Genomic DNA, 22,091 nt, shown 5'->3' with positions numbered 1-22,091 from the left:
GTTTATCGTTAAGGTTGAGATTGTCCTTAGGGTTCCAGGCCCCCCGGAACGTGACGCCTGCATCATCTGTTCCGAGGCCCAGGCGTCCTACCGCGTCACTCGTCCCGACGCCCGTGAGTTTCACCCGCTCAGGTTTCGGGACGGCGGTTCAGTTCGGGGCCGCCGTTTTCTTCTGGCGTACGTCCAAAAATGACGGAGGGCCGGTTCATACTGGCGCCATGACCGGTCTCCGCTCCTTCCAGCCCCGCCCCGTCATGTGAAATGTCCACTAAAGTGCACTCGAAAAATAATTGAGTGCGCGCCTCGTGCGCCAGATCGGCTCCGGCCTGTGCGTCGCCGCCGACTCCGGATAAGGAACGGAGCATGAACGCTTCGCTCGTCGCCTTCCTCGCCGCCGCCATTGTCGCCCTGATCGCGCTCGCATGGGCGTTGATGGAGCGCAGGCGCGCCGCCGCCGCCGACGCGCGGGCCTGGGACCTGTCCCAGCGCTTCGCCGCCACCGAGGCCCGGCTCCATCACGCCGAGGACATGGCCGCGACCCAGGCCGAGCTCCTCCGCGCCCAGGCCGCCGAGTCGGCCCGGACTGCCGCCGACGAGATGCTCAAGCGCACCGACGAGACCTTCCGCAACCGCGAGCTTCTGGCCCAGCAGCGGATGGACGCGCAGCTCAAGCCGGTCGCGGACACCCTCAAGCTCTTCCAGGAACAGGTCGCCGCCCTTGAGAAGGCCCGCGCCGAGGAGACCGGCGGTCTCAAGGAGCAGTTGGCCCAGCTGATGACGGCCTCCAGCGCCACCCGCGATGAGGCCCGCAAGCTGACTGAGGCCCTGCGCGGCAACACCGGCCGTCGCGGCCGCTGGGGCGAGCAGACCTGCCGCAATGTCCTGGAAGCCGCCGGCATGGCCGGGCGCTTCGATTTCGAGGAGCAGAACTCCTCCGCCAATGACGAAGGTCGCCAGCAACGTCCCGACTTCATCGTCCGCCTGCCGGGCGGCGGCATGTTCGTCATCGACGCCAAGGTGCCGCTCGCCTTCGACGACAGCACCGATCAGGGCGATGAGGAGACCCGCGCCCACGCCCGCTCGGTCCGCATCGCCGCCAGCCTCAAGACCCACATGCGTCAGCTGGCGTCCAAGGCCTATCAGGACCAGTTCAAGCCCAGTCCGGACTTCGTCGCCCTGTTCGTGCCCGGCGACGCCTTCCTGTCCGCCGCCCTCGACCGCGAACCGGACCTGCTGACTGACGCCATGGCCTCGCGCGTGGTCATCGTCACCCCGACCACGCTGTTCGCCCTGTGCAAGGCCGTCGCCTACGGCTGGCGCGCCGAGGAGCAGGCCAAGAACGCCGAGGACGTCGCCAGGCTCGGCAAGGAGCTCTACAGGCGCCTGTCGGTCATGGGCGGTCACGCCGCTTCCGTCGGCAAGGCGCTCGAGGCCGCCGTCGGCCGATACAACCAGTTCGTCGGCTCGCTCGAGAGCCAAGTCATGGTGTCGGCCCGTCGCTTCGAGGATCTGCAGGTTGACCACGAGGGCAAGGATATCCCCGAGTTGCCCCCGGTCGAGCAGGCCCCGCGCACGCTCAGCCGTCCCGAACTGACGGAAAGCGCTCGCCTTAGCCTTGCGGATGACGCATAGACAAGTCTTGACGTCTAATTGACAAGGGCGCTTGACATTAGCTCCGGGTGTTGTAAAACACACTTGTCAATCAGACAGGGGAGCTTGTCATGGCCAACCGTAAGTCCATCCTACCAGCTCGAGGTCCGGGCGCATTCGCGGTCCGCATGGCCATGGCCGGCGCTGTGGGGCTGCTGGCGGGCGTCGGCAGCCAGATCTTCGGCGCCATGCCCGGCCTGCTCGGCCTGGGCCTGACCCTGCTGACCACTGGCGTCGCCATGGGGCTGGCCATGCTGATCTGCGTCCAGTGGTGGCGCGGCATCGATGAGGCCGCCCAGGAGGCGCACAAATGGGCCTGGTGGTGGGGCGGCTGCTCCGGCATGGCCGTTGGCGCCACCCTGTTGCTGACCGCCCTGGTCCGCGAGCAGGAGCGTATTGATGACTTCAGCGCCAATGAGTTGCTGGCCATCGGCATGTTCCTGATGATGACCTGCATGATCATCGGCTACGGCGTCGCCTGGGCCGCCTGGTGGGGCAAGCGCCAGTGAGGGAGCCGTCATGAACAATCGTCTCAAGGTCCTTCGCGCCGAGCGCAACTGGAGCCAGGCCGATCTGGCCGACGCCCTCGGCGTCTCCCGCCAGACCGTCAATGCGCTGGAGACGGGTCGCTATGACCCCTCCCTGCCGCTGGCCTTCAAGATCGCCAAGGTCTTCGAACAGCCCATCGAATCCATCTTCTCGGAATAGGAGCCGTCATGTCCGGCCTCTCCCCCGCGTCCCTGCCCGAGTGGGCCCGTCATCTGGCCAAGGCCCTCCTCTCGGGCGTCGTCTTCGGCGTCCTGGGCTATGGCGTCGGCCGCCTTGCCGCCGACCATTTCCCCGGTCTGGGGCCTGACCTCTCGGCGCTCCGCTGGGGCGACGCGGTCGGCGGCATCGTGGCTCTCGGCCTGCTGGTCGCCTGCCTCGGCACCTTCGTCACCTCCTTCAACCGCCCCAGCCTGGGTCGCATCCTCAAGCTCGAAGGCCCCGCCGGCGACGGCGAGGTCCGCGAGGTGCGCGCCCAGTCCGCCATTCTCGGCCTGTCGGCGATCATCATGATCCTGCCCATCGTCCTGTCGGGCGTCGGCCTGCCGGTGACCGCTTCCCTCGCCCTCATCGCCCTGCTGCTGGTCGTGCATACGGCGCTGAACCTGCGCCTGTACCGCTCGGTCGATGAGCTGTTCCGCCGCGTGGTCATTGAGGCCGGCGCCCTGACTTTCTGGGTCGGGCAGGGGGTGCTCTTCCTCTGGGCCGCCGCCGAGCGCCTCGGCGCCGCCCCGGCGCTCACCGCCTGGGACATCTATGTCGTCCTGATGGCCGTCTATCTGGTCGTGTCCATGATCGTGACCGTCCGGCGCGGCCTCGCCTGACCCGTCCTCCTTCTCCCACCTCCCTTCAGGAGATCGCCTTCGTGACCCTCGTCTCGCGCCTCAAGTCCTCCGTCGCCTTCACCGGCCCTAACCTGATGGGCGCGGTGCTGGGGCTGGGCATCGCCGCCGTCGTGGCTTTCCAGCCGGCCGAAGCCCTGGCCCGCAACGCCGGGATCGCCCCGACGCCCGCGCCGGTCGCCGTCGCCTCGGTCCCGGCCGCTGAAGCCGGCCCGGCGCTCTGGGTCATCCGCGACGCGGACTCGACCATCTATCTGTTCGGCACCATCCACGTCCTGCGGCCCCAGACCATCTGGCGCTGGGCCGAGGTCGAGGCCGCCTTCGACAACGCCGACCAGGTCTGGCTCGAGATCTCCAATCCCGACGATCAGGCGGCCATCCTGCCGCTGGTCCAGCAGCACGGCGTCGCCGCCGATCGCCCGCTGAACACCCTGCTGTCGGCGTCGGAGAACACCCAGCTGACCGAGGCCGCCAACGCCATCGGGGTGCCGGCGGCCCAGATGAACATCTTCCGTCCCTGGCTGGCGGGCCTGACCCTCTCGGTCGCCCCGCTGGTCAAGGCGGGCTACGATCCCAAGTCGGGCGTCGAGCTGGTCCTCAAGGCCCGCGCCGAGGCCGCCGGCAAGCCGGTCCATGGCTTCGAGACTATCGACGAACAGGTCCGCATCCTCGCCGGCATGCCAGAGGCTCAGCAGCTCGCCTTTCTGCGCGGCGTGCTGGACGGCTATGACGACGCCACGGTCGAGCTGGACGCTCTGGTCAACGACTGGTCGCGGGGCGACGTCCGCGCGATCGAACGCTCCGCCGTGACCGAGATGCGCCGGGAGTCCCCGGGCATCTACCGCGCCCTGCTGGTCGATCGGAACACCAACTGGGCCGGTCAGATCCAGACCCTGCTGGACGGTTCGGGCGCCGCCTTCATCGCCGTCGGCGCCGCCCACCTGGCCGGTCCGGACAGCGTCCAGGCCATCCTCGCCCGCCGCGGCGTCCGCGCCGAACGGGTGCACTGAGGGGCTGCCGCCCCCGATCGCACGGTGTGATTTCCGACCCCCGCGGAGAGCCCGCCCGGAGATGGTCGCTCTGATGACGGGGCCTTTGGTGCTGTTCCCGGTCGAGCCGGGGGACGCGCCGGTCTCGGCGGCGGCCTTGCTGGCCGCTCGCCGCGAAGGCGTGACCTGTGGCGCGGCGAGGGGCTGGTCCTCAAGCCCTTCGCGGCCATCGGCGGCGAGACCTACCGGACCTACAGCCGTACGGCTCCGACGGAGAGCTGAGGGGGAGGCTGGAGCGGGCAGCGGGAATCGAACCCGCACGAAAAGCTTGGGAAGCTTTCAGGCTACCACTACATCATGCCCGCGGAGCCGCCCCTGACTTAGGGCCAACGGCGTCGGACCTCAAGACGTCTTCAGTCGGCGCGATAAACCACCTTTCCATCGACCACCGTCAGGGTGGCGTGACCGCGGGGGATGTCGGCGAAGGGGGCGGTCATCAGATTGACGCTGAAGGCGGTGAAGTCGGCGCGCTTGCCGACCTCGATGGTGCCCAGCTCGGCCTCGCGGAAGCTGGCGTAAGCGGGCCACAGGGTGAACATCTTCAGGGCGGTGGCGCGGTCCACCGCCTCGTTCGGACGCCAGTCCGGACCTTGGAAGCCGGGCAGGTCGCGGCGGGCGACGGCGGCGTAGAATTCGATCAGCGGCGCGCCCCGTTCGACCGGCGCGTCAGAGCCGCCGACCACGACGACGCCGAGGTCGCTCAGGCTGTGCCAGGCATAGGCGCCGTCCAGCCGCGCGTCGCCCAGCCGGGCCGGAGCGAAATGCAGGTCGCCGATGGCGTGGCTGGGCTGCATCGAGGCGATGATCGGCAGGTCGCGGAACCAGTGATAATCGGACGGTCGCACGATCTGGGCATGCTCGATCCGCCAGCGCACATCGGCGCCGTTCGGGCGCTGGGGCGCGGGCACGGCCTCAAGGGCCTCGGCATACCACTCCGCCACCGAGGCGTTGCCCCGGTCGCCGATGGCGTGGGTGGCCACCTGGATGCCGCCCTTCAGCGCCGCCTCGTAGAGGGGGACAATTTCCTGTTCGGTGATCTGCATGAGGCCGGTGGTGTCGGGCCGGTCGGCGTAGGGGGCGAACAGGGCCGCGCCGCGCGAGCCCAGCGCCCCGTCGGCGTAGTATTTGATCGCCCGGGTGATGATCCGCCCGTCCGCCACGCTGCGGGGCCCGCCCGCGATCAGCTCGGCGGCGCCGTCGGGCGTGACGCTGTTGTAGATCCGCAGGGGCGCCTCGCCCGCCTCGGCCATCTGCTCCAGCAGGGGGATGTCGCGCCACGGGGCGCTCATGAAGTGGATGCCCGTCCAGCCGTAGGCGGCCTCGACGCGGAAGCCGGCGCGATAGGCCTCACGCGTGGCGACGGGATCGGCCTGTGGCATCAGGCGCGAAACCAGTTGCTCGGCGGCGTCGACCAGAAGGCCGGTGGGCTGGCCGTCCGCTCCCTTGAGGATTTCGCCGCCGGTCGGCGCGACGGTCGAGTCGTCGATACCGGCGGCGATCAGGGCGGCGCTCGAGGCGACGACCGCGTGACCGTCGGCGCGGCTGAGCAGGACCACCCGCCCCGGGGCGGCGGCGTCCAGATCGGCGGCGGTCAGGAAGCGGCCTTCCGGCCAATGGGTCTCGATCCAGCCGCGCCCGATGATTGGCCCGTCCGGGTGTGTCCGCGCCCAGTCGGCCAGCCGCGCCATCGCCTCGGCCACCGAGGGGGAGCCTTCGAGATTGAGGGTCAGTTCGCGCCAGCCGACGCCGTCCAGATGGGCGTGGCCGTCGGTGAAGCCGGGGAACATGGCCGCGCCCTTCAGATCCACGACCGTCAGGCCCGCAGCATCCGGCGCACCCGCGGCGGCGCCGACATAGGCGATCCGTCCGCCGCGCACCTGAACCACCTCGGCGGTGGGGGCGGCGTCGACGCCGGTGTAGATGGGGCCGCCCCGGATCAGCAGGTCCTGCGCCTGAGCCGAGGCGGCGGTTCCCGTGAGCAACAGGGCGAGGAAGGCGGCGCGGATCATCGGCGAAGCTCCTGTGAAGAGGCTCAAGGGGTGGAACCGGGGCGGGGAGAGGTCAAGCCCGCCGAACACCGTCCACTTCGTCCACATTGTCCACTTTCCCCGGTCCGCCGGCCCCAGTCCACCGGGGAAGTATGCACCGCCGATGCGTCAAAAGCGGACGTAGCGGAATTGGAAAGGGGGACGCCGTTTCCGGCATCCCCCCAATCCGTCCGGATCGCCGCTGGCGCGTCGTCCGGAGTGATCTGACGGTGGCTTACGCCGCCGCCTTCTTGCCTTCGAAGTTTCCGTAGAAGGTCTCGCCCTTGGCGGCCATGTCGCGCAGGAACTGCGGGACCTTGAAGCGGTCGCCGTAGCGTTCGGCGTATTCGTCCGCCTTGGCCACGAAGGCCTTCAGGCCGGTCTGGTCGATGAAGGTGATCGGGCCGCCGGTCCAGGGCGCGAAGCCCCAGGCCAGGATGGCGCCGACGTCGGCTTCACGCGGGTCGCTGATCACGCCCTCGTCCCAGCATTTCGCGACTTCGACGGCCTGACGGTACAGCAGGCGTTCCTTCTGGTCGGCGACCAGTTCCGGGGTCGAGTCATTGATCGTCACCGGAGCCAGCTCCGACAGACCGGCCCACAGCTTCTTGGGCTTGCTGTCGTAGTCGTAGAAGCCCTTGCCGTTCTTGCGGCCGTAGCGACCCAGGTCCTCGACCATCTTGCGGACGATCTCGGCGCCCTGCAGCGGCACATAGGCGTCGCCGAGATCCAGAGCGGTCTGTTTGGCGACCTTGACCGACAGGTCCAGCGCGACGTCGTCGTGCATTTCCAGCGGGCCGCGCGGCATGCCGGTCATGCGACCGATATTGTCGATCAGGGCCGGCGCGTAGCCTTCCTCCAGCATCGCCAGGCCTTCGGCGACGTAGGTGGCGAAGCAGCGCGAGGTGTAGAAGCCGCGGCCGTCGTTCACGACGATCGGGGTCTTCTTGATCTTGAGGATGTAGTCCAGCGACTTGGCGATGGCCGCCTCGCCGGTCTTTTCACCTAGGATCACCTCGACCAGCATCATCTTGTCGACGGGCGAGAAGAAGTGGATGCCGATGAAGTCCTCGGGACGGACCGAAGCCTCGGCCAGACCGGTGATCGGCAGGGTCGAGGTGTTCGAACCGAAGATGGCGCCCGGCTCCAGCTGGGCTTCGGCGCGCCTGGTGACGTCCGCCTTGATCTCGCGGTTCTCGAATACGGCCTCGATGACCAGGTCCGAGCCCTTGATCAGGTCATAGTCGGTGGTCGCGGTGACGGAGGCCAGCAGGGCGTCGAACTTCTCCTGAGTGATCGCGCCGCGCGACAGGCGCTTCTTCAGCAGTTCCTCGACGTGGGCCTTGCCCTTGTCGGCGGCTTCCTGGGTCTGGTCGATCAGGATGGTCTCGATGCCGGCCAGGGCCTGCACATAGGCGATGCCCGCGCCCATCATGCCGGCGCCCAGAACGGTGACCTTCTTCGGGTCCGACTTGGGCACACCCGCCGGGCGGACGGCGCCCTTGTCGAGTTCCTGCTTGGACAGGAACAGCGAGCGGATCATGGCCTGGGCCTGCGGCGTCATCAGGGTCTTGATGAAGTAGCGGGTCTCGATGCGCAGGGCGGCGTCCATCGGAACCTGAACGCCCTCATAGACGGCCTTCATCAGGTTCAGCACGGCCGGGTAGTTGCCGTAGGACTGCTTGCGCAGCATGGCGTTGCCGACGATGAAGGTCTGCACGCCCGCCGGGTGATAGGGGCCGCCGCCGGGCAGTTTGAAGGACTTGTCGTCCCACGGCTGGGCCGCCTTGCCGCCGCCATTGATCCAGGCCTTGGCGGCGTCGACTTCCGTGCCCTTGGCCACGACTTCGTGGACGACGCCCGCGCCCTTGGCGTCGTTCGGGCGCCAGGGCTTGCCTTCGCTCATCGCCATCAGGGCGTTCTGCACGCCGATCAGGCGCGTCAGGCGCTGGGTGCCGCCGCCGCCGGGGAACAGGCCGACCTTGATCTCGGGCAGGCCCAGCTGGATCTTCGAGTCATCGGCCACCACGCGGTAGTGGCAGGCCAGCGTCAGCTCGAGGCCGCCGCCGAGCGCCAGACCGTTGATGGCCGCGGCCACCGGCTTGCCGCAGGTTTCCAGCGCGCGCAGGGCGCCGTTCATCTTCCAGCCCGCGTCGAACGCGTCCTGCAGGCTGGTCCCGCCGATCATGCCGCCGGCGATGTCGCCCAGGTCGGCGCCGGCGCAGAAGCCGCTCGCCTTGCCCGAGGTCAGGACCGCGCCCTTGATGGCGTCGTCGGTCTTGATGCGTTCGACCCACTCAGGGATTTCGTTCATCACCGAACCGGTCAGGGTGTTCATCGAGCGTCCCGGGACGTCGAAGGTGATCAGGGCGATGCCGTCGGCATCCACGTCGATCTTGAAGTTTTCCATGGTTCTATTCCCTCGGATCAGACGCGTTCGATGACGGTGGCGGTGCCCATGCCGCCGCCGATGCACAGGGTGATCAGGGCAGTTTCCTTGTTCGAGCGCTCCAGCTCGTCCAGGGCGATGCCGGTGATCATGGCGCCGGTGGCGCCGAGCGGGTGGCCCATCGAGATGCCGCCGCCGTTCACATTGATCTTGTCGTGTGGGATGTTCAGCGCCTGCATGTAGCGCAGCACCACGGCGGCGAAGGCTTCGTTCAGCTCCCACACGTCGATGTCGGCGGTGGTCATGCCCAGCTTGCCGAGCAGCTTCTGGGTCACGAACTCCGGACCGGTCAGCATGATCGACGGCTCCGAGCCGATCGAGGCGGCGCCCTTGATGCGGGCGCGCGGCTTCAGGCCCAGGGCCTTGCCGGCTTCCAGCGAGCCGATCAGCACGCCGGCCGAACCGTCCACGATGCCCGACGAGTTGCCGGGGGTGTGCACGTGGTTCACGCGCTCGACCTCGGGGTAGCGCTGGTTGATCACGGCGTCGAAGGCGAACTCACCCATCTGGGCGAAGGACGGGTTCAGCGCGCCCATGGTCTGCATGTCGGCGTTCGGACGGATGGTCTCGTCACGGTCCAGACGGATCAGGCCCAGCTGGTCCTTCACCGGGATGACCGATTTGGCGAAGCGGCCCTCGGCCCAGCTCCTGGCGGCGCGCTTGTGGCTTTCGACCGAATAGGCGTCCACGTCGTCGCGGCTGAAGCCGTATTTCGACGCGATCATGTCGGCCGAGACGCCTTGCGGCACGAAATAGGTCGGGAAGGCCGAGGTCGGGTCGATCGGCCAGGCGCCGCCGTCCGAACCCATGGGCACGCGGCTCATCGCCTCGATGCCGCCGCCGACGGCGAAGTCGGCCTCACCGGCCTTCACCTTCGCGGCCGCCATGTTCACGGCTTCCAGGCCCGAGGCGCAGAAGCGGTTGATCTGCACGCCCGCGGTCGTCTGGGCCCAGCCCGCGCTCAGCACGGCGGTGCGGGCGATGTCCGAGCCCTGCTCGCCCACCGGCGAGACGCAGCCGAGGATCACGTCGTCCACCTTGGAGGTGTCCAGATCGTTGCGGTCCCGCAGGGCTTCCAGCACCTGGGTCGCCAGCGACAGGGCGGTGATCTCGTGCAGCGAGCCGTCCTTCTTGCCCTTGCCGCGCGGGGTGCGCACGGCGTCGTAGATATAGGCGTCGGCCATGGAAGGTCTCTTTCTTGGTTTCCCCTACCGCTCGGCGCGCGGCGCCTCGCTGCATGAGGGGATGCGGGTGCAGAATTGAAACTTGGGCGTCAGAAAGCGTACGTTTACGTCAACGTCAAGTATGCCTGTGGTCACGTCTGCGAAAGGGGTGGATGACCCTGTCAGCGAAAAATGCGGAAACCCTGCCATCTCGAGCCTCCCTGTCGGGTTGAGAGGGGAGTTTAGCGGGGGAGTGCGTCAGGATTGGTCGTGTCGCTTCTCAGAGCGGAGGCAGAGCGGGGCTCATGGGAGCGATCGCAACGACGTGCACTTCTTCGCAGAATGGGTGACTAGGGCAGCTTGCAAAGAACGTTGGAATCTGACGACGGTGTCGTCATGGGCAGCATTCAAAAAGTGGTCAGCTTCGTTTGGTCGGGGCTTGGGAATTTCGTTCAAATTGGCATCTGGCTTGGAGCGTTTGCACTGACCGCTTGGGCCGCCAAGGCTGCCGAATTGCTGTCTGCGTATGCACCGTTTTCGTGGGTCGGAGCCGGGATATGTGGTGGGCTGGTTGTGTCGGTTTCTTATTGGCTCTTCGCCTCATCAAGGGCGAAATGGGTTCGAACTAAGTACGATAATACGATGATGTTGCGCGGAGGGATGGTTGACCCTCTCGCGAAAACATTTGAGGCCAAAAGAATCTACCTCAGCGAATTTGTCCTGCCATCCCATCCAGTAATCGAGGGTAAGACCTTTATCGACTGTGAGATCATTGGCCCCTCTAACGTGCTTCTCGTTTCTGGGAATTCAGTTGCTGAGGGGCGTTCTCCCCACTGCGATGCCATAGCGTTGCGCGACGGGGATTTGCCGATCAATGGAATATTCTTGCGAAACTGTACGTTTAGGGGCTGTTCTTTTCTGCGCGTGACGTTCCTCATCTCTGAGCAGGAGATTGAGACTAATAGGGACGTAAACTGGCTTCACTGGATCGGGCACACGCCGGAGCCTGTTCAGAATGCGCTGAACTTAAACGAGCCTCAGGGACCGCCCCAGCAGCAGCCAGGTGCTGATGCGCGAGAATAGTCTCGGGAAGACAGGTTCCGGTACCACGATTTGGCAAGGTTGGAAGTGTCGGGAGTGTCGGGTCACCCCGCCGCGTGGCACACCGCCTCGACATTGAACCCGTCCGGATCGAAGACGAAGGCCGCATAGTAGGTCTCGCCGTACGCGGGACGCAGGCCCGGCCCGCCGTGGTCGCGGCCGCCCGCCGCCAACGCCGCCGCGTGGAAGGCGTCGACCAGAGCCCGGGTCTGTGCGCGGAAGGCGATATGGTTGGCCTCGCCGGGGCGGTCCTTGTCGGCGATGACGAAGTCGATCTGGCCGTCCACGCCGAACATGACGACGGTGGTCCCGCCCTCCTCGATGACCTGCACGACCGCATAGCCCAGCGGGGCCAGCGCCTGTTCGTAGAAGGCGCGGGAGCGGGCGATGTCGGTGACGTCGAGGCCGATGTGGTCGAGCATGGCGATAATCCTGCTGTGTCCGCTTCGGAACGCGCGAAACAGCCTGTTGTGTCGGCTCTCCGACGCCCGGAGGGGCGAATTCGAGCGAACGACTCTCAGCTAGCTTGACCTTTGGAACGCAGCGGCGCGCCTCGCCTTTCCGGGGCTCGCAGCCATTGCACAGGAGGACACCATGGCTCAGTCGTATGAAGAGATGGACGCCATCGCCATGCTGAAGGCCGATCACCGAAAGGTGGAGGAGATCTTCGAGGCGTTCGAGAAGGCGACCAGCCGTGACCGCAAGCGCAAGCTGGCCGAACAGGCCTGTCTGGAGCTGAAGGTCCATACCGCCATTGAGGAAGAGATTTTCTATCCGGCCTGTCGTGGACGGATCGAGGATGACCTGCTGGACGAGAGCTATGTCGAGCACGACTCGGCCAAGATGCTAATCAACGAGATCGAGGCGGGGAGCCCGGACGAGGACTTCTATGACGCCAAGGTCAAGGTGCTGTCCGAGATGATCGAGCACCACGTCAAGGAAGAGGAGCAGCGGGTCGAGGGCATGTTCAGCCAGGCCCGCGACGCCGGTCTGGACATGGACGAACTCGCGGACCGCATGCGCGCCCGCAAGATGAGCGCCATGGAGGAGTTCCAGGCCGGCAAGCCCGCCGAGACCCGGACCATGGAGGGTGACGACGTCGAGAGCGCCCTGACCGACGAGCCGATGGATGGCCAGGGGGTTCCGCTGGAGCGCTAAGCTCTGGCGGGAACGCGAGGCGGCGGCATACGCTTTGACCCGGTCCGCCCGAACCGGAGTTCCGATGCGCCGCCTCGCCTGTCTCGTCTTCGCCGTCACGACCCTGTCCGCCACGTCCGGCTGCGCGGCGCCGGACCCGGTGCACATCCGGCAGGCTGATCCCCGTGCGCGGGAAATCCAGCCGGTGGCCCCGCCGCGTGATGGCCAGCCGTCGGACGCCATCGAGGCGCGAGTGCTGCGCGCCCACAACGCAGAGCGGGCGCGGGTAGGGTCGGCGCCGCTGATCTGGGACGAGGGGCTGGAGCGGGAGGCGCGGGTCTGGGCCGAGCGTCTGCTGGACACCAACAGCTTCGCCCATGATCCGGCTCCGCACGGTCATGGAGAAAACCTGTGGACCGGTTGGGGCGACCGTCGCTGGACGCCCGAGGAGATGGTCGCGGAATGGATCGCCGAGAAGGCGCAGTATCGCCACGGGACCTTCCCGGCGGTCAGCCGCACCGGCGACTGGACCGTCGTGGGCCACTACACCCAGCTGATCTGGAGCCGGACGACGCACGTCGGCTGCGCGGTGGTGCGCCGGGGGGACCGGTCGGTGCTGGCCTGCCGCTATTCACCGCCGGGGAATGTGGACGGGATGAGGGCGTATTGAAGGAGTGGCTAGTGGCTAGTGTTTCTGGATTCGCTGGTTGCGGAAGGGCGACGCCAACGGCGCTGTCGCAGGATGGTGGCCAGCCACTAGCCACCAGCCACTAGCCACTAGCCACTCGCTAGCTCACATACCCCGCCTGCATCAGCTCGGCGATGTGGACGATGGCCGCCGGGCGGTCGTTCTCGACGATCAGCAGGGTGGCGATCTTGTTCTGGGTCATCAGGTCGATGGCGTCGCTCATGCGGGCGTTCGGATCGATGACCTTGGGCTTCGGGCTCATGACGTCGGCGGCGGTCAGGCCGGTCAGGTCGCCGCGCGCGAAGGCCCGGCGGACGTCGCCGTCGGTGACGATGCCCGCCAGCGTGCCGTCGGCCTTGATCACGGCGGCGGCGCCCTTGCGGCCCTCGGTGATGGCCGAGACGACCTCGGCGAAGGTCGCGGTCAGGGTCACGGTGGCTGGGGCCGGCGGGCGGTCGCCCATCCAGTCGCGCACGCTCTGCAGGCTCATGCCCAGCTTGCCGCCCGGATGGTGCAGGCCGAAGTCTTCCGCCGTGAAGCCCCGGCGCTCGGTCAGGACCATGGCGAGCGCATCGCCCATGGCCAGGGTCATCAGGGTGGAGGTGGTCGGGGCCAGGCCGTCCGGATGGGCCTCCGGCGCGTTCGGCAGGGTCAGGCAGACCGCCGACGACCGACCGAGGAAGCTGTTCGGACGCTGGGTGATGCCGATGACCGGAATGCCCTCGCGCTGGCAATAGATCAGCGGATCACGCAGCTCGCGGCTCTCGCCCGAGTTGGAGATGGCCAGCAGGGTGACGTCCTTGCGCAGCATGCCCAGGTCGCCGTGGCTCATCTCCGCCGGGTGGACGAAGAAGGCGTTGGTGCCGGTCGAGGCCAGGGTGGCGGCGATCTTGCCGCCGATATGCCCCGACTTGCCCATGCCGGTGACGACCAGATAGCCGGGCCGCGACAGGATGATCTCGACCGCCTTGGCCAGGCTGTCGTCGATGGCGGCTTCCAGCTGCTGAAGGGCGGAGACGTTCAGCGCGATCACCTCGCGGGCGCGGGCGACCATGGCGGCGGGATCGGCGGGCAGGGGGGCGGCTTCGGTCATGGCGGGGGAATTGGCGGATCGCGGGCGGTTCGGCAACACGGAACGTATCCGGGCGCTTTGCTGCATCTGCGAAGAAAAAGCCAAGCTGGGGGAAACCCTTCGGTCCCGAGGTCGTTAGGATTGCCATGGGGACGTCTGATCTGACTCTCGACGCCGTGACCACGGTGGTCGACGCCATCCCGCGTTTGCCCGCGCCACCCGCGCGGCTGGACCGGATTTCTCTCTTTCTCGATCTCGACGGCGTGCTGGCCGAGTTCGCGGACACGCCCGAAGGCGTCGTACCCGAGGCGCGGCGCACCGCCGTGCTGACCGCACTGGCGCCCCGCCTTGGCGGTCGGGTCGCGATCATCAGTGGCCGGACGGTCGCCGAGATCGACCGCATCTCCGACCGCAGCATGGCCTCGGCGTCCGGCGTGCACGGCCTGGAACGGCGTCGCGCCGACGGGACCTTCCTGCGGGCCGAGGCGTCTGAGAGCGTTCGCAACGCCGTCGCCGCCTTTGAGGAATTCGCCCGCACCCGCCCCGGCGTGGTGGTCGAGGACAAGGCCGTGGCCGCGGGCCTGCACTATCGCGGCGCGCCCGCCGCGGCGCTGGAGGCCGAGGCCCTTACCCGTCGCCTGGCCGCCGAGACGGGGCTGATGCTCCAGCCGGGCAACATGGTCATCGAACTGAAGACGCCCGGCGCCAGCAAGGGCACGGCGCTGAAGGCCTTCATGCAGGAGGCGCCGTTCAGGGACGGCGTGCCCGTCATGCTGGGCGACGACCTGACCGACGAGGACGGGTTCAGAGCCGCGACTGAACTGGGCGGCTTCGGCGTGCTGGTCGGTCCGCCGCGCGAGACCGCCGCCCGCTACAGCCTGACCGGAGTGACGGCGGTGCTGGACTGGCTGGAACAGCTGGAGGCCGACGCATGAGCCGCCCGGACCTCGACCTCGCCCCCATTGGCAATTGTTCAATCAGCGCCCTGATCGACCGGCGCGGTCGCTATGTCTGGGCCTGCGCCCCCCGCGTCGACGGCGACCCGGTCTTCTCGGCCCTGATGGACGGCGACGATCCCGAGCACGGCTTCTGGGACATCGAGATGGAAGGGCTGAAGCACATCAGCCAGGCCTACATCCGCAACACCCCGGTGCTGCGCACGGTCCTGACCGACGAGGACGGGGCCATGGTCGAGATCATCGACTTCTGCCCCCGCCACCCGAAGCACAGCCGCACCTATCGTCCGCTGGCCTATGGCCGGATCGTGCGTCCGCTGGAGGGCTCGCCCCGCATCCGCGTGCGCCTGCGCCCCTCCGCCGACTGGGGCGCGCGCCGGGCCGAGCGGACCAGCGGTTCGAACCACATCCGCTATCTGTGCACGGACGTGACCCTGCGCCTGACCACCGACTGCCCGGTCTCGCATGTGATCAACGAGCGGACCTTCCGGCTGGAGAAGGCCCACGCCTTCTTCCTGGGGCCGGACGAGGGCTATGATCAGGACGTCGGTCCGGGCGTCGCGGCGGCGCTGGATCGCACCGTGGCCTACTGGCAGGACTGGGTGCGCAAGCTCTACCTGCCGCTGGACTATCAGGAGGCGGTGATCCGGGCGGCGATCACCCTGAAGCTATGCGCCTATGAGGAGACCGGGGCCATCGTCGCGGCCCTGACCACTTCGGTGCCCGAGTTCCCCGAGAGCGGGCGCAACTGGGACTATCGCTACTGCTGGATCCGCGACGCCTACTATGTGGTGCGGGCGCTGAACCGGCTGGGCGCGGTCGACATCCTCGAGAACTATCTCGGCTATCTGCGCAATCTGGTCGACGCCTCGGGCGGCGGCCATGTGCAGCCGGTCTATGGCGTCGGTCTGGAAGAGGACATCGACGAGCGGATCACCGAGACGGTCGCTGGCTATCGCGGCATGAAGCCGGTCCGCGTCGGCAACCAGGCGCGCGAGCACCTGCAGCACGACGTCTACGGACAGATCGTCCTGCCGCTGGTGCAGGCCTTCTACGACCAGCGCCTGCTGCGCCCCGGCACCATCGACGACTTCCACGCGCTGGAGCGGGTCGGCGAACGCGCCTACGCCATGCACGATCAGGTCGATGCGGGGCTGTGGGAGTTCCGCACCATCGCGCGGGTGCACACCTATTCATCGGTTATGTGCTGGGCCGCCTGCGATCGCCTGGCCAAGGCGGCGGGTCATCTGGGCCTGCCCGAGCGGGCCGAGGTCTGGCGGGGCCGCGCCGATGAAATCCGTCAGCGGATCGAGACCGAGGCCTTCCTGCCTGACGAGGGCCGGTTCGCCGCCAGCTTCGGCAATCGCGAGCTGGACGCCAGCTTGCTGCAGTTGACCGACCTCGGCTTCCTCGACGCCATGGACCCGCGCCAGGTCGCCACCTTCGACGCCATCGAACGGGATTTGAAGAAGGGCCCCTACCTGTTCCGCTATGTGGAGCCGGACGACTTCGGCGAGCCGGAGACGGCGTTCAACTTCTGCACCTTCTGGTTCATCGAGGCCCTGCACCAGAATGGCCGCGACGAGGAAGCGCGCGAAATCTTCGAACAGATGCTGAGCCGCCGCACGCACGCGGGCCTGCTCAGCGAGGACATCTCGCTGGGCGACGACGAACTGTGGGGGAACTATCCGCAGACCTATTCGCTGGTCGGCATCATCAACTGCGCCGTGCTGCTGAGCCGGTCGTGGACGGATGTCCGGTGAGCCTGCCCCATGAGTAGATTGATTGTCGTTTCCAACCGGGTCTCGGCCCCGAAAGACCCCGCCTCGGGTTCGGCGGGCGGTCTGGCCATGGCCCTGTCGGCGGCGCTGCGGAAGTATGACGGCCTGTGGTTCGGCTGGTCGGGCGAGACGGTCGAGAAATTCACCGGAGAGCTGAAGTTCGAGGATCGGGCGGGCGTCACCGTCGGCCTGGTCGATCTCGAGGCGCAGGACGTCGACGAATATTACAACGGCTACGCCAACAAGACCCTATGGCCCCTGTTCCACCACCGCACCGATCTGGCCGCCTATGAGCGGTCGTACGGCGAAGGGTATGAGCGGACCAACGCCCGCTTCGCCGATGTGCTGGCGCCGTTGATCCAGCCGGACGACATCATCTGGATCCATGACTACCACATGATCCCGCTGGCCCGGGACCTGCGCCGGCGGGGGATCACCAACCGCATCGGCTTCTTCCTGCACACGCCCTGGCCCGCGCGCCAGTTGCTGGTGACCCTGCCGCACCATCGTCGGCTGGTGGAATCGATGTTCGACTACGACCTGATCGGCTTCCACACCCGCGAATGGATGGAGCTGTTCCAGCGCTACGTCGAGGTCGAGGAGAAGGGGACGGTCACGCCGGACGGTCAGGTGGAGGCCTTCGGGCGCAGCGTCCAGACCGGCGTCTTCCCCATCGGCATCGACGTCGAAGAGTTCATGTCCGCGCGAAACTCCGTACTCGGACGACGCACCTATGACCGGATGTCGGCCTCGGCCGCCTTCCGGTCGATGATGGTCGGGGTCGACCGGCTGGACTACTCCAAGGGGCTGGAGGAGCGGCTCAGCGGCTACGACCAGTTCCTCAAGGACAACCCGGAGAAGCGCGGCGAGGTCTTCCTGCTGCAGGTCACGCCGATCAGTCGCGACGAGGTGGATACCTATCAGGACATCCGCGCCCGGCTGGACGCGCTGGCGGGCCGGATCAACGGCGAGTTCGCCGATATGGACTGGCAGCCGATCCGCTATCTGAACCGCACCTATCGCCGGGACCAGCTGGCGGGCATCTATCGCGCCGCGCGGGTGGGGCTGGTCACGCCCCTGCGCGACGGGATGAACCTGGTGGCCAAGGAGTATGTGGCGGCCCAGAATCCGGACGATCCCGGCGTGCTGGTCCTGTCCCGTTTCGCCGGGGCCGCCGAGCAGATGGGCGAGGCCCTGCTGGTCAATCCGTTCAGCCGCGAGGAGCTGTCCGACGCCATCAAGAAGGCGCTGGACATGCCGCTGGTCGAACGCCGCCGGAAGTGGGAGGCCCTGATGACGGTGGTGCAGGACACCGACGTCAGCCTGTGGCGCGACGCCTTCGTCACGGCCCTGCAGGCCATTGATCGCCCCGGCAACGGCCATGCGGGCGACGGGAACGGTCCCGCCGCCCACGCGGCCTGAGGTCAATCAGGCGACCTCGGCGATCAGGGCAGGGGTTCCATCCTTGCCCATGGCGGCGCGATTGGCGGGGCGGTTGCTGACCCGCTCCAGCCAGCGATCCAGCAGTTCGCTCTTCGGCCCGAAGTCGCGACCCCAGGCCATGGCCGAGCCGACCATGACGTCCACCGCCGTGAACCGGTGACCCATCAGATAGGGGCCGTGCTCCAGCGCGGTCAGGATGCGGGCGTTGGCCTGCTCATAGCGCTTCATGGCCAGCGGGTCGGCGTCGGCCTGACCGCTGATCTTGCTCCAGTAGGCGGGCTCCATCTCGCCCGCCGTCCAGGCCAGCCAGGTGACATAGGCGGCCCGCTCGGGCGAGCCGACCGGGGCGCCCAGATCGGCCTGCGGGAAAAGGTCGGTCAGATACAGGGCGATGGCGGCGGACTCGGTGACCAGAGCCCCGTCATGCAGCAGGGCCGGGACCTTGCCGTCCGGGTGCAGGTTGTTGCGGTCGGCGCGACCCGTGCCGGTCAGGGCGCGGAAGATGTCGACGTATTCGATCTCATAGGGCGCGCCGATCTCTTCCATCAGCCAGACGATGCGACCCGACCGCGACTGCGGGGCGTGAAAAAGCGTCAGCATGATGATCTCCCAAAGGATGACGGCCCCTCGCCGCCGATGGAGATTGATCTACTGCCACCCTGCTGCCAGCATGCTGTCAGCAGCCGTGCATTAGGGGTTGGTGATGAGACGCGCGGACCGCCTTTTTCAAATTATCCAGGTGCTGCGGCGCTCGTCCAAACCCGTGACGGCGGACGCCATCGCCGCCGAGCTGGAGACGTCGAAACGCTCCATCTACCGCGACATCGCCACCCTGATGGGCCAGCGGGTGCCGATCCGGGGCGAGGCGGGGCTGGGCTATGTGCTGGAGGGCGGGTTCGACATGCCGCCCCTGATGCTGACCTCGGACGAGATCGAGGCGGCGGTGCTGGGGGCGCAATGGGTGGCCTCGCGAGGGGACCCGGCCCTGTCCCGCGCCGCCCGTGACCTGATCGCCAAGATTGCGGCCACCGTGCCGGAGCGGCTGCGTCCGGTCCTGCTGGAGCCCGCCGTCGCCGGGCCGCCGGTGTGGGACAGCGCCCGCAAGGCTGACGCGCTGGATATGGCCCAGGTCCGCACCTGGATCCACGCGGGCCGCAAGCTGCGGCTCCACTATGCGGACGAACAGGGGCGCGAGACCCTGCGGGTCATCTGGCCCTGTCTGGTCGGCTATCGCGACACGACGCGGCTGCTGGTCGGCTGGTGCGAGACGCGCGACGACTTTCGCACCTTCCGCACCGACCGGGTGGTCACCGCCGAGTTCCTGGAAGACCGCTACCCCGGCCGCCCTGCCGTCCTGCGTGGGAAATGGCGGGCCAAGATGGATGCCGAGAAGGCGGCGTGGATCGCGGCGGGTAAGCCGGATCCGCACAAGTAGGTTCCTCCCCCTCGGGGGAGGGGGACCGTCCGAAACCGCAGGCGAGGATGGTGGAGGGGTGGTGGAACAGCACTCGGTCCTGACGTGAAAAAGGGGCGTCCAGCTGTCGCCTGCGTCCCTCCGTCACGGCGCTACGCGCCGCGCCACCTCCCCCGAGGGGAGGACCTGTTCTCAATAAATCTCGAACAGGCCCGCCGCGCCCATGCCGCCGCCGATGCACATGGTCACCACGCCGTATTTGGCGCCGCGACGCTTGCCTTCGATCAGGACGTGGCCGGTCATCCGGGCGCCCGACATGCCGTAGGGGTGGCCGATCGAGATGGCGCCGCCCGAGACGTTCAGCAGTTCGTTCGGAATGCCCAGGGTGTCGCGGCAGTAGAGCACCTGCACGGCGAAGGCCTCGTTCAGCTCCCAGATGCCGATGTCGTCCATGGTCAGGCCGTGGCGCTTCAGCAGCTTGGGCACGGCGTAGACCGGGCCGATGCCCATCTCGTCCGGTTCGCAGCCGGCCACGGCCATGCCGCGATAGGCGCCCAGCGGCTGCAGGCCGCGCTTCACCGCTTCGCCGGCTTCCATGATCACGCAGGCCGAGGCGCCGTCCGACAGTTGGCTGGCGTTGCCGGCGGTGATGAACTCGCCCTGTTGGATCTCCTCGCCCGAGCCGAACACCGGCTTCAGCGACTTCAGGCCTTCCAGCGTCGTGTCGGCGCGGTTGCCCTCATCCTTCGACAGGGTGATCTCCTTCTTGGAGGTCTCGCCTGTCGCCTTGTCGACCACCAGCATGTTGGTGGTCATCGGCACGATCTCGTCGTCGAACTTGCCTGCGGCCTGGGCGGCGGCGGTGCGCTGCTGCGATTGCAGGGCGTATTCGTCCTGGGCGTCGCGGCTGATGCCGTAGCGTCGGGCGACCACCTCGGCGGTCTCCAGCATCGACATGTACATGTGCGGCGAGAGCTTCAGCAGCTCCTCGTCCTTGCCGCGGTACAGGTTCATATACTGGTTCTGGACCAGCGAGATGCTTTCCAGACCGCCGCCGACGGCGACCTTCTGCAGGTCGAAGACGACCTGTTTGGCGGCGGTGGCGATGCCCATCAGGCCGGAGGCGCACTGGCGATCCAGCGACATGCCCGGGACGGTGGACGGCAGGCCGGCGGCCAGCGCCACCTGACGGGCGACATTGGTGCCGGTCGAGCCCTGCTGCAGGGCCGCGCCCATGACCACGTCCTCGACCTCGGCCAGTTCGATCCCGGCGCGGGCCACGGCGTGTTTCACCGCATGGGCGCCCAGTTGCTGGGCCTGGGTGTCGTTGAAGGCCCCGCGATAGGCGCGGCCGATGGGGGTGCGGGCGGTGGAGACGATGACGGCTTCGCGGGACATCTTCGATGTTCTCTCTTTGGGGCGCTATCGCTCGCGACGCGGTCGCTCGCTGCTTGAGCGCGGTTTCCTTCTCTGTTCCCTCCGGCTTCTGCGTCCGGTCGGGCGATTTCCATAACCTAGGCTCCTGCCGCCGCGTCAACGCAAGCGCGGCGCGGCGGCAGGGCTGGGATCAGGCGTGAGCGGCTTGAGCCTTGGTCAGTTCGATCATGCCCTGGGCGGCGCCCATCTCGGGAATGATCTCGCCGGCCCGGTCCGAGATCTCGGAGAAGCGGGCCTCGATCTGCTCCGGAGCGTCCTCGCCGACGGCGTGGATGCCCTGGGTGAGGGTGACATAGGCGCGCTCGAAGCCGCCGGCTCCGGCGGCGAGGATACAGCGGCTGGGGGCGTTCTCGCTGACCAGATACAGCAGGCCCGGCGACACCAGCTCCGGCCCCAGCGCTTCCAGCGGCAGGGCGGCGCCCAGATCCTCGGTCATGCGGGTGTGGGCGGTCGGAGCGAGACAGTTGACGCGGATATCGTTCTTGGCGCCCTCGATGGACAGGGTCTGCATGAAGCCGACCAGCGCCATCTTGGCCGCGCCGTAGTTCGACTGGCCGAAGTTTCCGTACAGGCCCGACGAGGAGGTGGTCATGACGATGCGGCCATAGTTCTGGGCTCGCATGATCTCCCACACCGCCTTGGTGCAGTTCACAGCGCCCATCAGGTGCACGTCCATGACGAACTGGAAGTCGGCCAGCTCCATCTTGGCGAAGGTCTTGTCGCGCAGGACGCCCGCGTTGTTCACCAAGATGTCGACGCGGCCCCACTTGTCCATGGCGGCCTTCACCATGGCCTCGACCGCGGCGTAGTCGGTGACCGAGGCGGCGTTGGCGAGGGCTTCACCGCCCAGGGCCTCGATCTCGGCGACCACGGCCTCGGCGGCGGTGGCGGAGGCGCCGGAGCCGTCGCGGGCCCCGCCCAGATCGTTGACGACCACCTTTGCGCCACGTTTGGCGAGCGCGAGGGCGTGTTCGCGGCCCAGACCGCCGCCGGCGCCGGTCACGATGGCTACCTTGCCGTCAAATCTCATCGTCATCTGAAGCGTCTCCCTTTTGTACCTCCCTCCTAGCAGGGGTTCCGTCGCGGCAATGTGTTGAAATGGCGCCACAGTCGCCGCATTCAGAGCCAGATTAAGGAACCGGAACGGTACATTGTGGTTAGGTGCCGGGAGCGCCCCGTGTAAGCGTGGGCTTTCGGGCAACCTTGAGTGTGAGAGAAAAGATGAAGGTGAAACTTCTCGCCGGCGTCGCGATTGCGGGGCTGTTCGCAGCCGGCGCAGCGGCTGCCGAGCCGAATGGTTGGTATGGGGCGATCGACGCCGGCTACCACACCATCG

Annotated in this window: 20 protein-coding genes and 1 tRNA gene; 12 read left to right on the top strand and 9 right to left on the bottom strand. The window is 67.5% G+C overall.

Features of this window, described 5'->3' with window-relative positions; all coding sequences use genetic code 11:
- Nucleotides 1-363: 363 nt before the first annotated feature.
- The 5 genes from ACTIEF_RS04235 (at nucleotide 364) to ACTIEF_RS04215 (ending at nucleotide 4,048) form a co-directional block, all read left to right on the top strand.
- Nucleotides 364-1,632 carry a DNA recombination protein RmuC gene (locus ACTIEF_RS04235; protein ID WP_439470956.1) on the top strand — a complete coding sequence of 423 codons (1,269 nt, stop codon included), beginning with the start codon at nucleotides 364-366 and terminating at the stop codon, nucleotides 1,630-1,632.
- Nucleotides 1,633-1,721: 89 nt separating this feature from the next.
- Nucleotides 1,722-2,159 (top strand): hypothetical protein, encoded by a 438-nt coding sequence (locus tag ACTIEF_RS04230; protein WP_439470955.1) that lies wholly within the window; start codon nucleotides 1,722-1,724, stop codon nucleotides 2,157-2,159.
- Nucleotides 2,160-2,169: 10 nt separating this feature from the next.
- Nucleotides 2,170-2,358 (top strand): helix-turn-helix transcriptional regulator, encoded by a 189-nt coding sequence (locus tag ACTIEF_RS04225; RefSeq protein WP_439470954.1) that lies wholly within the window; start codon nucleotides 2,170-2,172, stop codon nucleotides 2,356-2,358.
- An 8-nt stretch (nucleotides 2,359-2,366) separates the two neighbouring features.
- Entirely contained in the window at nucleotides 2,367-3,020 is a 654-nt protein-coding gene (locus tag ACTIEF_RS04220; protein ID WP_439470953.1) for a hypothetical protein, read from the top strand.
- Between the two features lie 41 nt (nucleotides 3,021-3,061).
- Nucleotides 3,062-4,048, top strand: coding sequence for a TraB/GumN family protein (locus tag ACTIEF_RS04215; protein WP_439470952.1), 987 nt, complete (start codon nucleotides 3,062-3,064; stop codon nucleotides 4,046-4,048).
- A gap of 270 nt (nucleotides 4,049-4,318) precedes the next feature.
- Here the strand turns inward: ACTIEF_RS04215 and ACTIEF_RS04210 are convergent.
- The 4 genes from ACTIEF_RS04210 to ACTIEF_RS04195 form a co-directional block, all read right to left on the bottom strand.
- Nucleotides 4,319-4,392: transfer RNA gene (locus ACTIEF_RS04210), tRNA-Gly, on the bottom strand.
- A gap of 48 nt (nucleotides 4,393-4,440) precedes the next feature.
- Nucleotides 4,441-6,096, bottom strand: coding sequence for an amidohydrolase (locus tag ACTIEF_RS04205; protein WP_439470951.1), 1,656 nt, complete (start codon nucleotides 6,094-6,096; stop codon nucleotides 4,441-4,443).
- Nucleotides 6,097-6,349: 253 nt separating this feature from the next.
- Entirely contained in the window at nucleotides 6,350-8,524 is a 2,175-nt protein-coding gene (locus ACTIEF_RS04200; protein ID WP_439470950.1) for a 3-hydroxyacyl-CoA dehydrogenase NAD-binding domain-containing protein, read from the bottom strand.
- A 17-nt stretch (nucleotides 8,525-8,541) separates the two neighbouring features.
- The gene (locus tag ACTIEF_RS04195) at nucleotides 8,542-9,747 is read right to left on the bottom strand and encodes an acetyl-CoA C-acetyltransferase (RefSeq protein WP_439470949.1); all 1,206 of its coding nucleotides are present in this window, start codon (nucleotides 9,745-9,747) and stop codon (nucleotides 8,542-8,544) included.
- 375 nt (nucleotides 9,748-10,122) lie between these two features.
- Here ACTIEF_RS04195 and ACTIEF_RS04190 point away from each other — a divergent pair, with 375 nt between their 5' ends.
- Nucleotides 10,123-10,809: a hypothetical protein gene (locus tag ACTIEF_RS04190; protein WP_439470948.1), complete on the top strand. Its 687-nt coding sequence runs from the start codon at nucleotides 10,123-10,125 to the stop codon at nucleotides 10,807-10,809.
- A 62-nt stretch (nucleotides 10,810-10,871) separates the two neighbouring features.
- Here the strand turns inward: ACTIEF_RS04190 and ACTIEF_RS04185 are convergent, their stop codons facing one another.
- Nucleotides 10,872-11,249, bottom strand: a complete 378-nt coding sequence (locus tag ACTIEF_RS04185; protein WP_439470947.1) for a VOC family protein — start codon at nucleotides 11,247-11,249, stop codon at nucleotides 10,872-10,874.
- A gap of 172 nt (nucleotides 11,250-11,421) precedes the next feature.
- On the opposite strand from ACTIEF_RS04185, the gene ACTIEF_RS04180 reads away from it, so the two are divergent.
- Both ACTIEF_RS04180 and ACTIEF_RS04175 read left to right on the top strand, forming a co-directional pair.
- Nucleotides 11,422-11,985: a hemerythrin domain-containing protein gene (locus tag ACTIEF_RS04180; protein ID WP_439470946.1), complete on the top strand. Its 564-nt coding sequence runs from the start codon at nucleotides 11,422-11,424 to the stop codon at nucleotides 11,983-11,985.
- 64 nt (nucleotides 11,986-12,049) lie between these two features.
- Nucleotides 12,050-12,634: a CAP domain-containing protein gene (locus tag ACTIEF_RS04175; protein ID WP_439470945.1), complete on the top strand. Its 585-nt coding sequence runs from the start codon at nucleotides 12,050-12,052 to the stop codon at nucleotides 12,632-12,634.
- A 118-nt stretch (nucleotides 12,635-12,752) separates the two neighbouring features.
- Here the strand turns inward: ACTIEF_RS04175 and ACTIEF_RS04170 are convergent, their stop codons facing one another.
- Nucleotides 12,753-13,745: a KpsF/GutQ family sugar-phosphate isomerase gene (locus tag ACTIEF_RS04170; protein WP_439470944.1), complete on the bottom strand. Its 993-nt coding sequence runs from the start codon at nucleotides 13,743-13,745 to the stop codon at nucleotides 12,753-12,755.
- A gap of 125 nt (nucleotides 13,746-13,870) precedes the next feature.
- Here ACTIEF_RS04170 and otsB point away from each other — a divergent pair, with 125 nt between their 5' ends.
- Genes otsB through ACTIEF_RS04155 form a run of 3 tightly spaced genes read left to right on the top strand, consistent with a single transcriptional unit; the run spans nucleotide 13,871 to nucleotide 17,883 of the window.
- Nucleotides 13,871-14,659 carry a trehalose-phosphatase gene (otsB, locus tag ACTIEF_RS04165; protein WP_439470943.1) on the top strand — a complete coding sequence of 263 codons (789 nt, stop codon included), beginning with the start codon at nucleotides 13,871-13,873 and terminating at the stop codon, nucleotides 14,657-14,659.
- Entirely contained in the window at nucleotides 14,656-16,443 is a 1,788-nt protein-coding gene (locus ACTIEF_RS04160) for a glycoside hydrolase family 15 protein (RefSeq protein WP_439470942.1), read from the top strand. The genes otsB and ACTIEF_RS04160 overlap by 4 nt, the downstream gene beginning before the upstream one ends.
- Before the next feature lie 9 nt (nucleotides 16,444-16,452).
- The gene (locus tag ACTIEF_RS04155; RefSeq protein ID WP_439470941.1) at nucleotides 16,453-17,883 is read left to right on the top strand and encodes an alpha,alpha-trehalose-phosphate synthase (UDP-forming); all 1,431 of its coding nucleotides are present in this window, start codon (nucleotides 16,453-16,455) and stop codon (nucleotides 17,881-17,883) included.
- A 6-nt stretch (nucleotides 17,884-17,889) separates the two neighbouring features.
- On the opposite strand, the gene ACTIEF_RS04150 is transcribed toward ACTIEF_RS04155, so the two are convergent.
- Nucleotides 17,890-18,504 (bottom strand): glutathione S-transferase family protein, encoded by a 615-nt coding sequence (locus ACTIEF_RS04150; protein WP_439470940.1) that lies wholly within the window; start codon nucleotides 18,502-18,504, stop codon nucleotides 17,890-17,892.
- Between the two features lie 103 nt (nucleotides 18,505-18,607).
- On the opposite strand from ACTIEF_RS04150, the gene ACTIEF_RS04145 reads away from it, so the two are divergent.
- A complete protein-coding gene (locus ACTIEF_RS04145; protein ID WP_439470939.1) occupies nucleotides 18,608-19,339 on the top strand; it encodes a helix-turn-helix transcriptional regulator in 732 nt (243 codons plus the stop codon).
- Between the two features lie 171 nt (nucleotides 19,340-19,510).
- Here the strand turns inward: ACTIEF_RS04145 and ACTIEF_RS04140 are convergent, their stop codons facing one another.
- Together ACTIEF_RS04140 and ACTIEF_RS04135 are read right to left on the bottom strand one after the other, a co-directional pair.
- Nucleotides 19,511-20,716 (bottom strand): acetyl-CoA C-acyltransferase, encoded by a 1,206-nt coding sequence (locus ACTIEF_RS04140; protein ID WP_439470938.1) that lies wholly within the window; start codon nucleotides 20,714-20,716, stop codon nucleotides 19,511-19,513.
- A 169-nt stretch (nucleotides 20,717-20,885) separates the two neighbouring features.
- Complete coding sequence (locus ACTIEF_RS04135) at nucleotides 20,886-21,791, bottom strand: SDR family NAD(P)-dependent oxidoreductase (RefSeq protein ID WP_439470937.1); 906 nt, start codon at nucleotides 21,789-21,791, stop codon at nucleotides 20,886-20,888.
- Nucleotides 21,792-22,091: the final 300 nt, after the last annotated feature.

This window comes from Brevundimonas sp., from assembly GCF_051858995.1.
In the GTDB taxonomy this organism is placed as follows: domain Bacteria; phylum Pseudomonadota; class Alphaproteobacteria; order Caulobacterales; family Caulobacteraceae; genus Brevundimonas.
The sequence above is the reverse complement of the archived record's forward strand: the minus strand, read 5'-3'. Positions and strand labels throughout refer to the sequence as shown.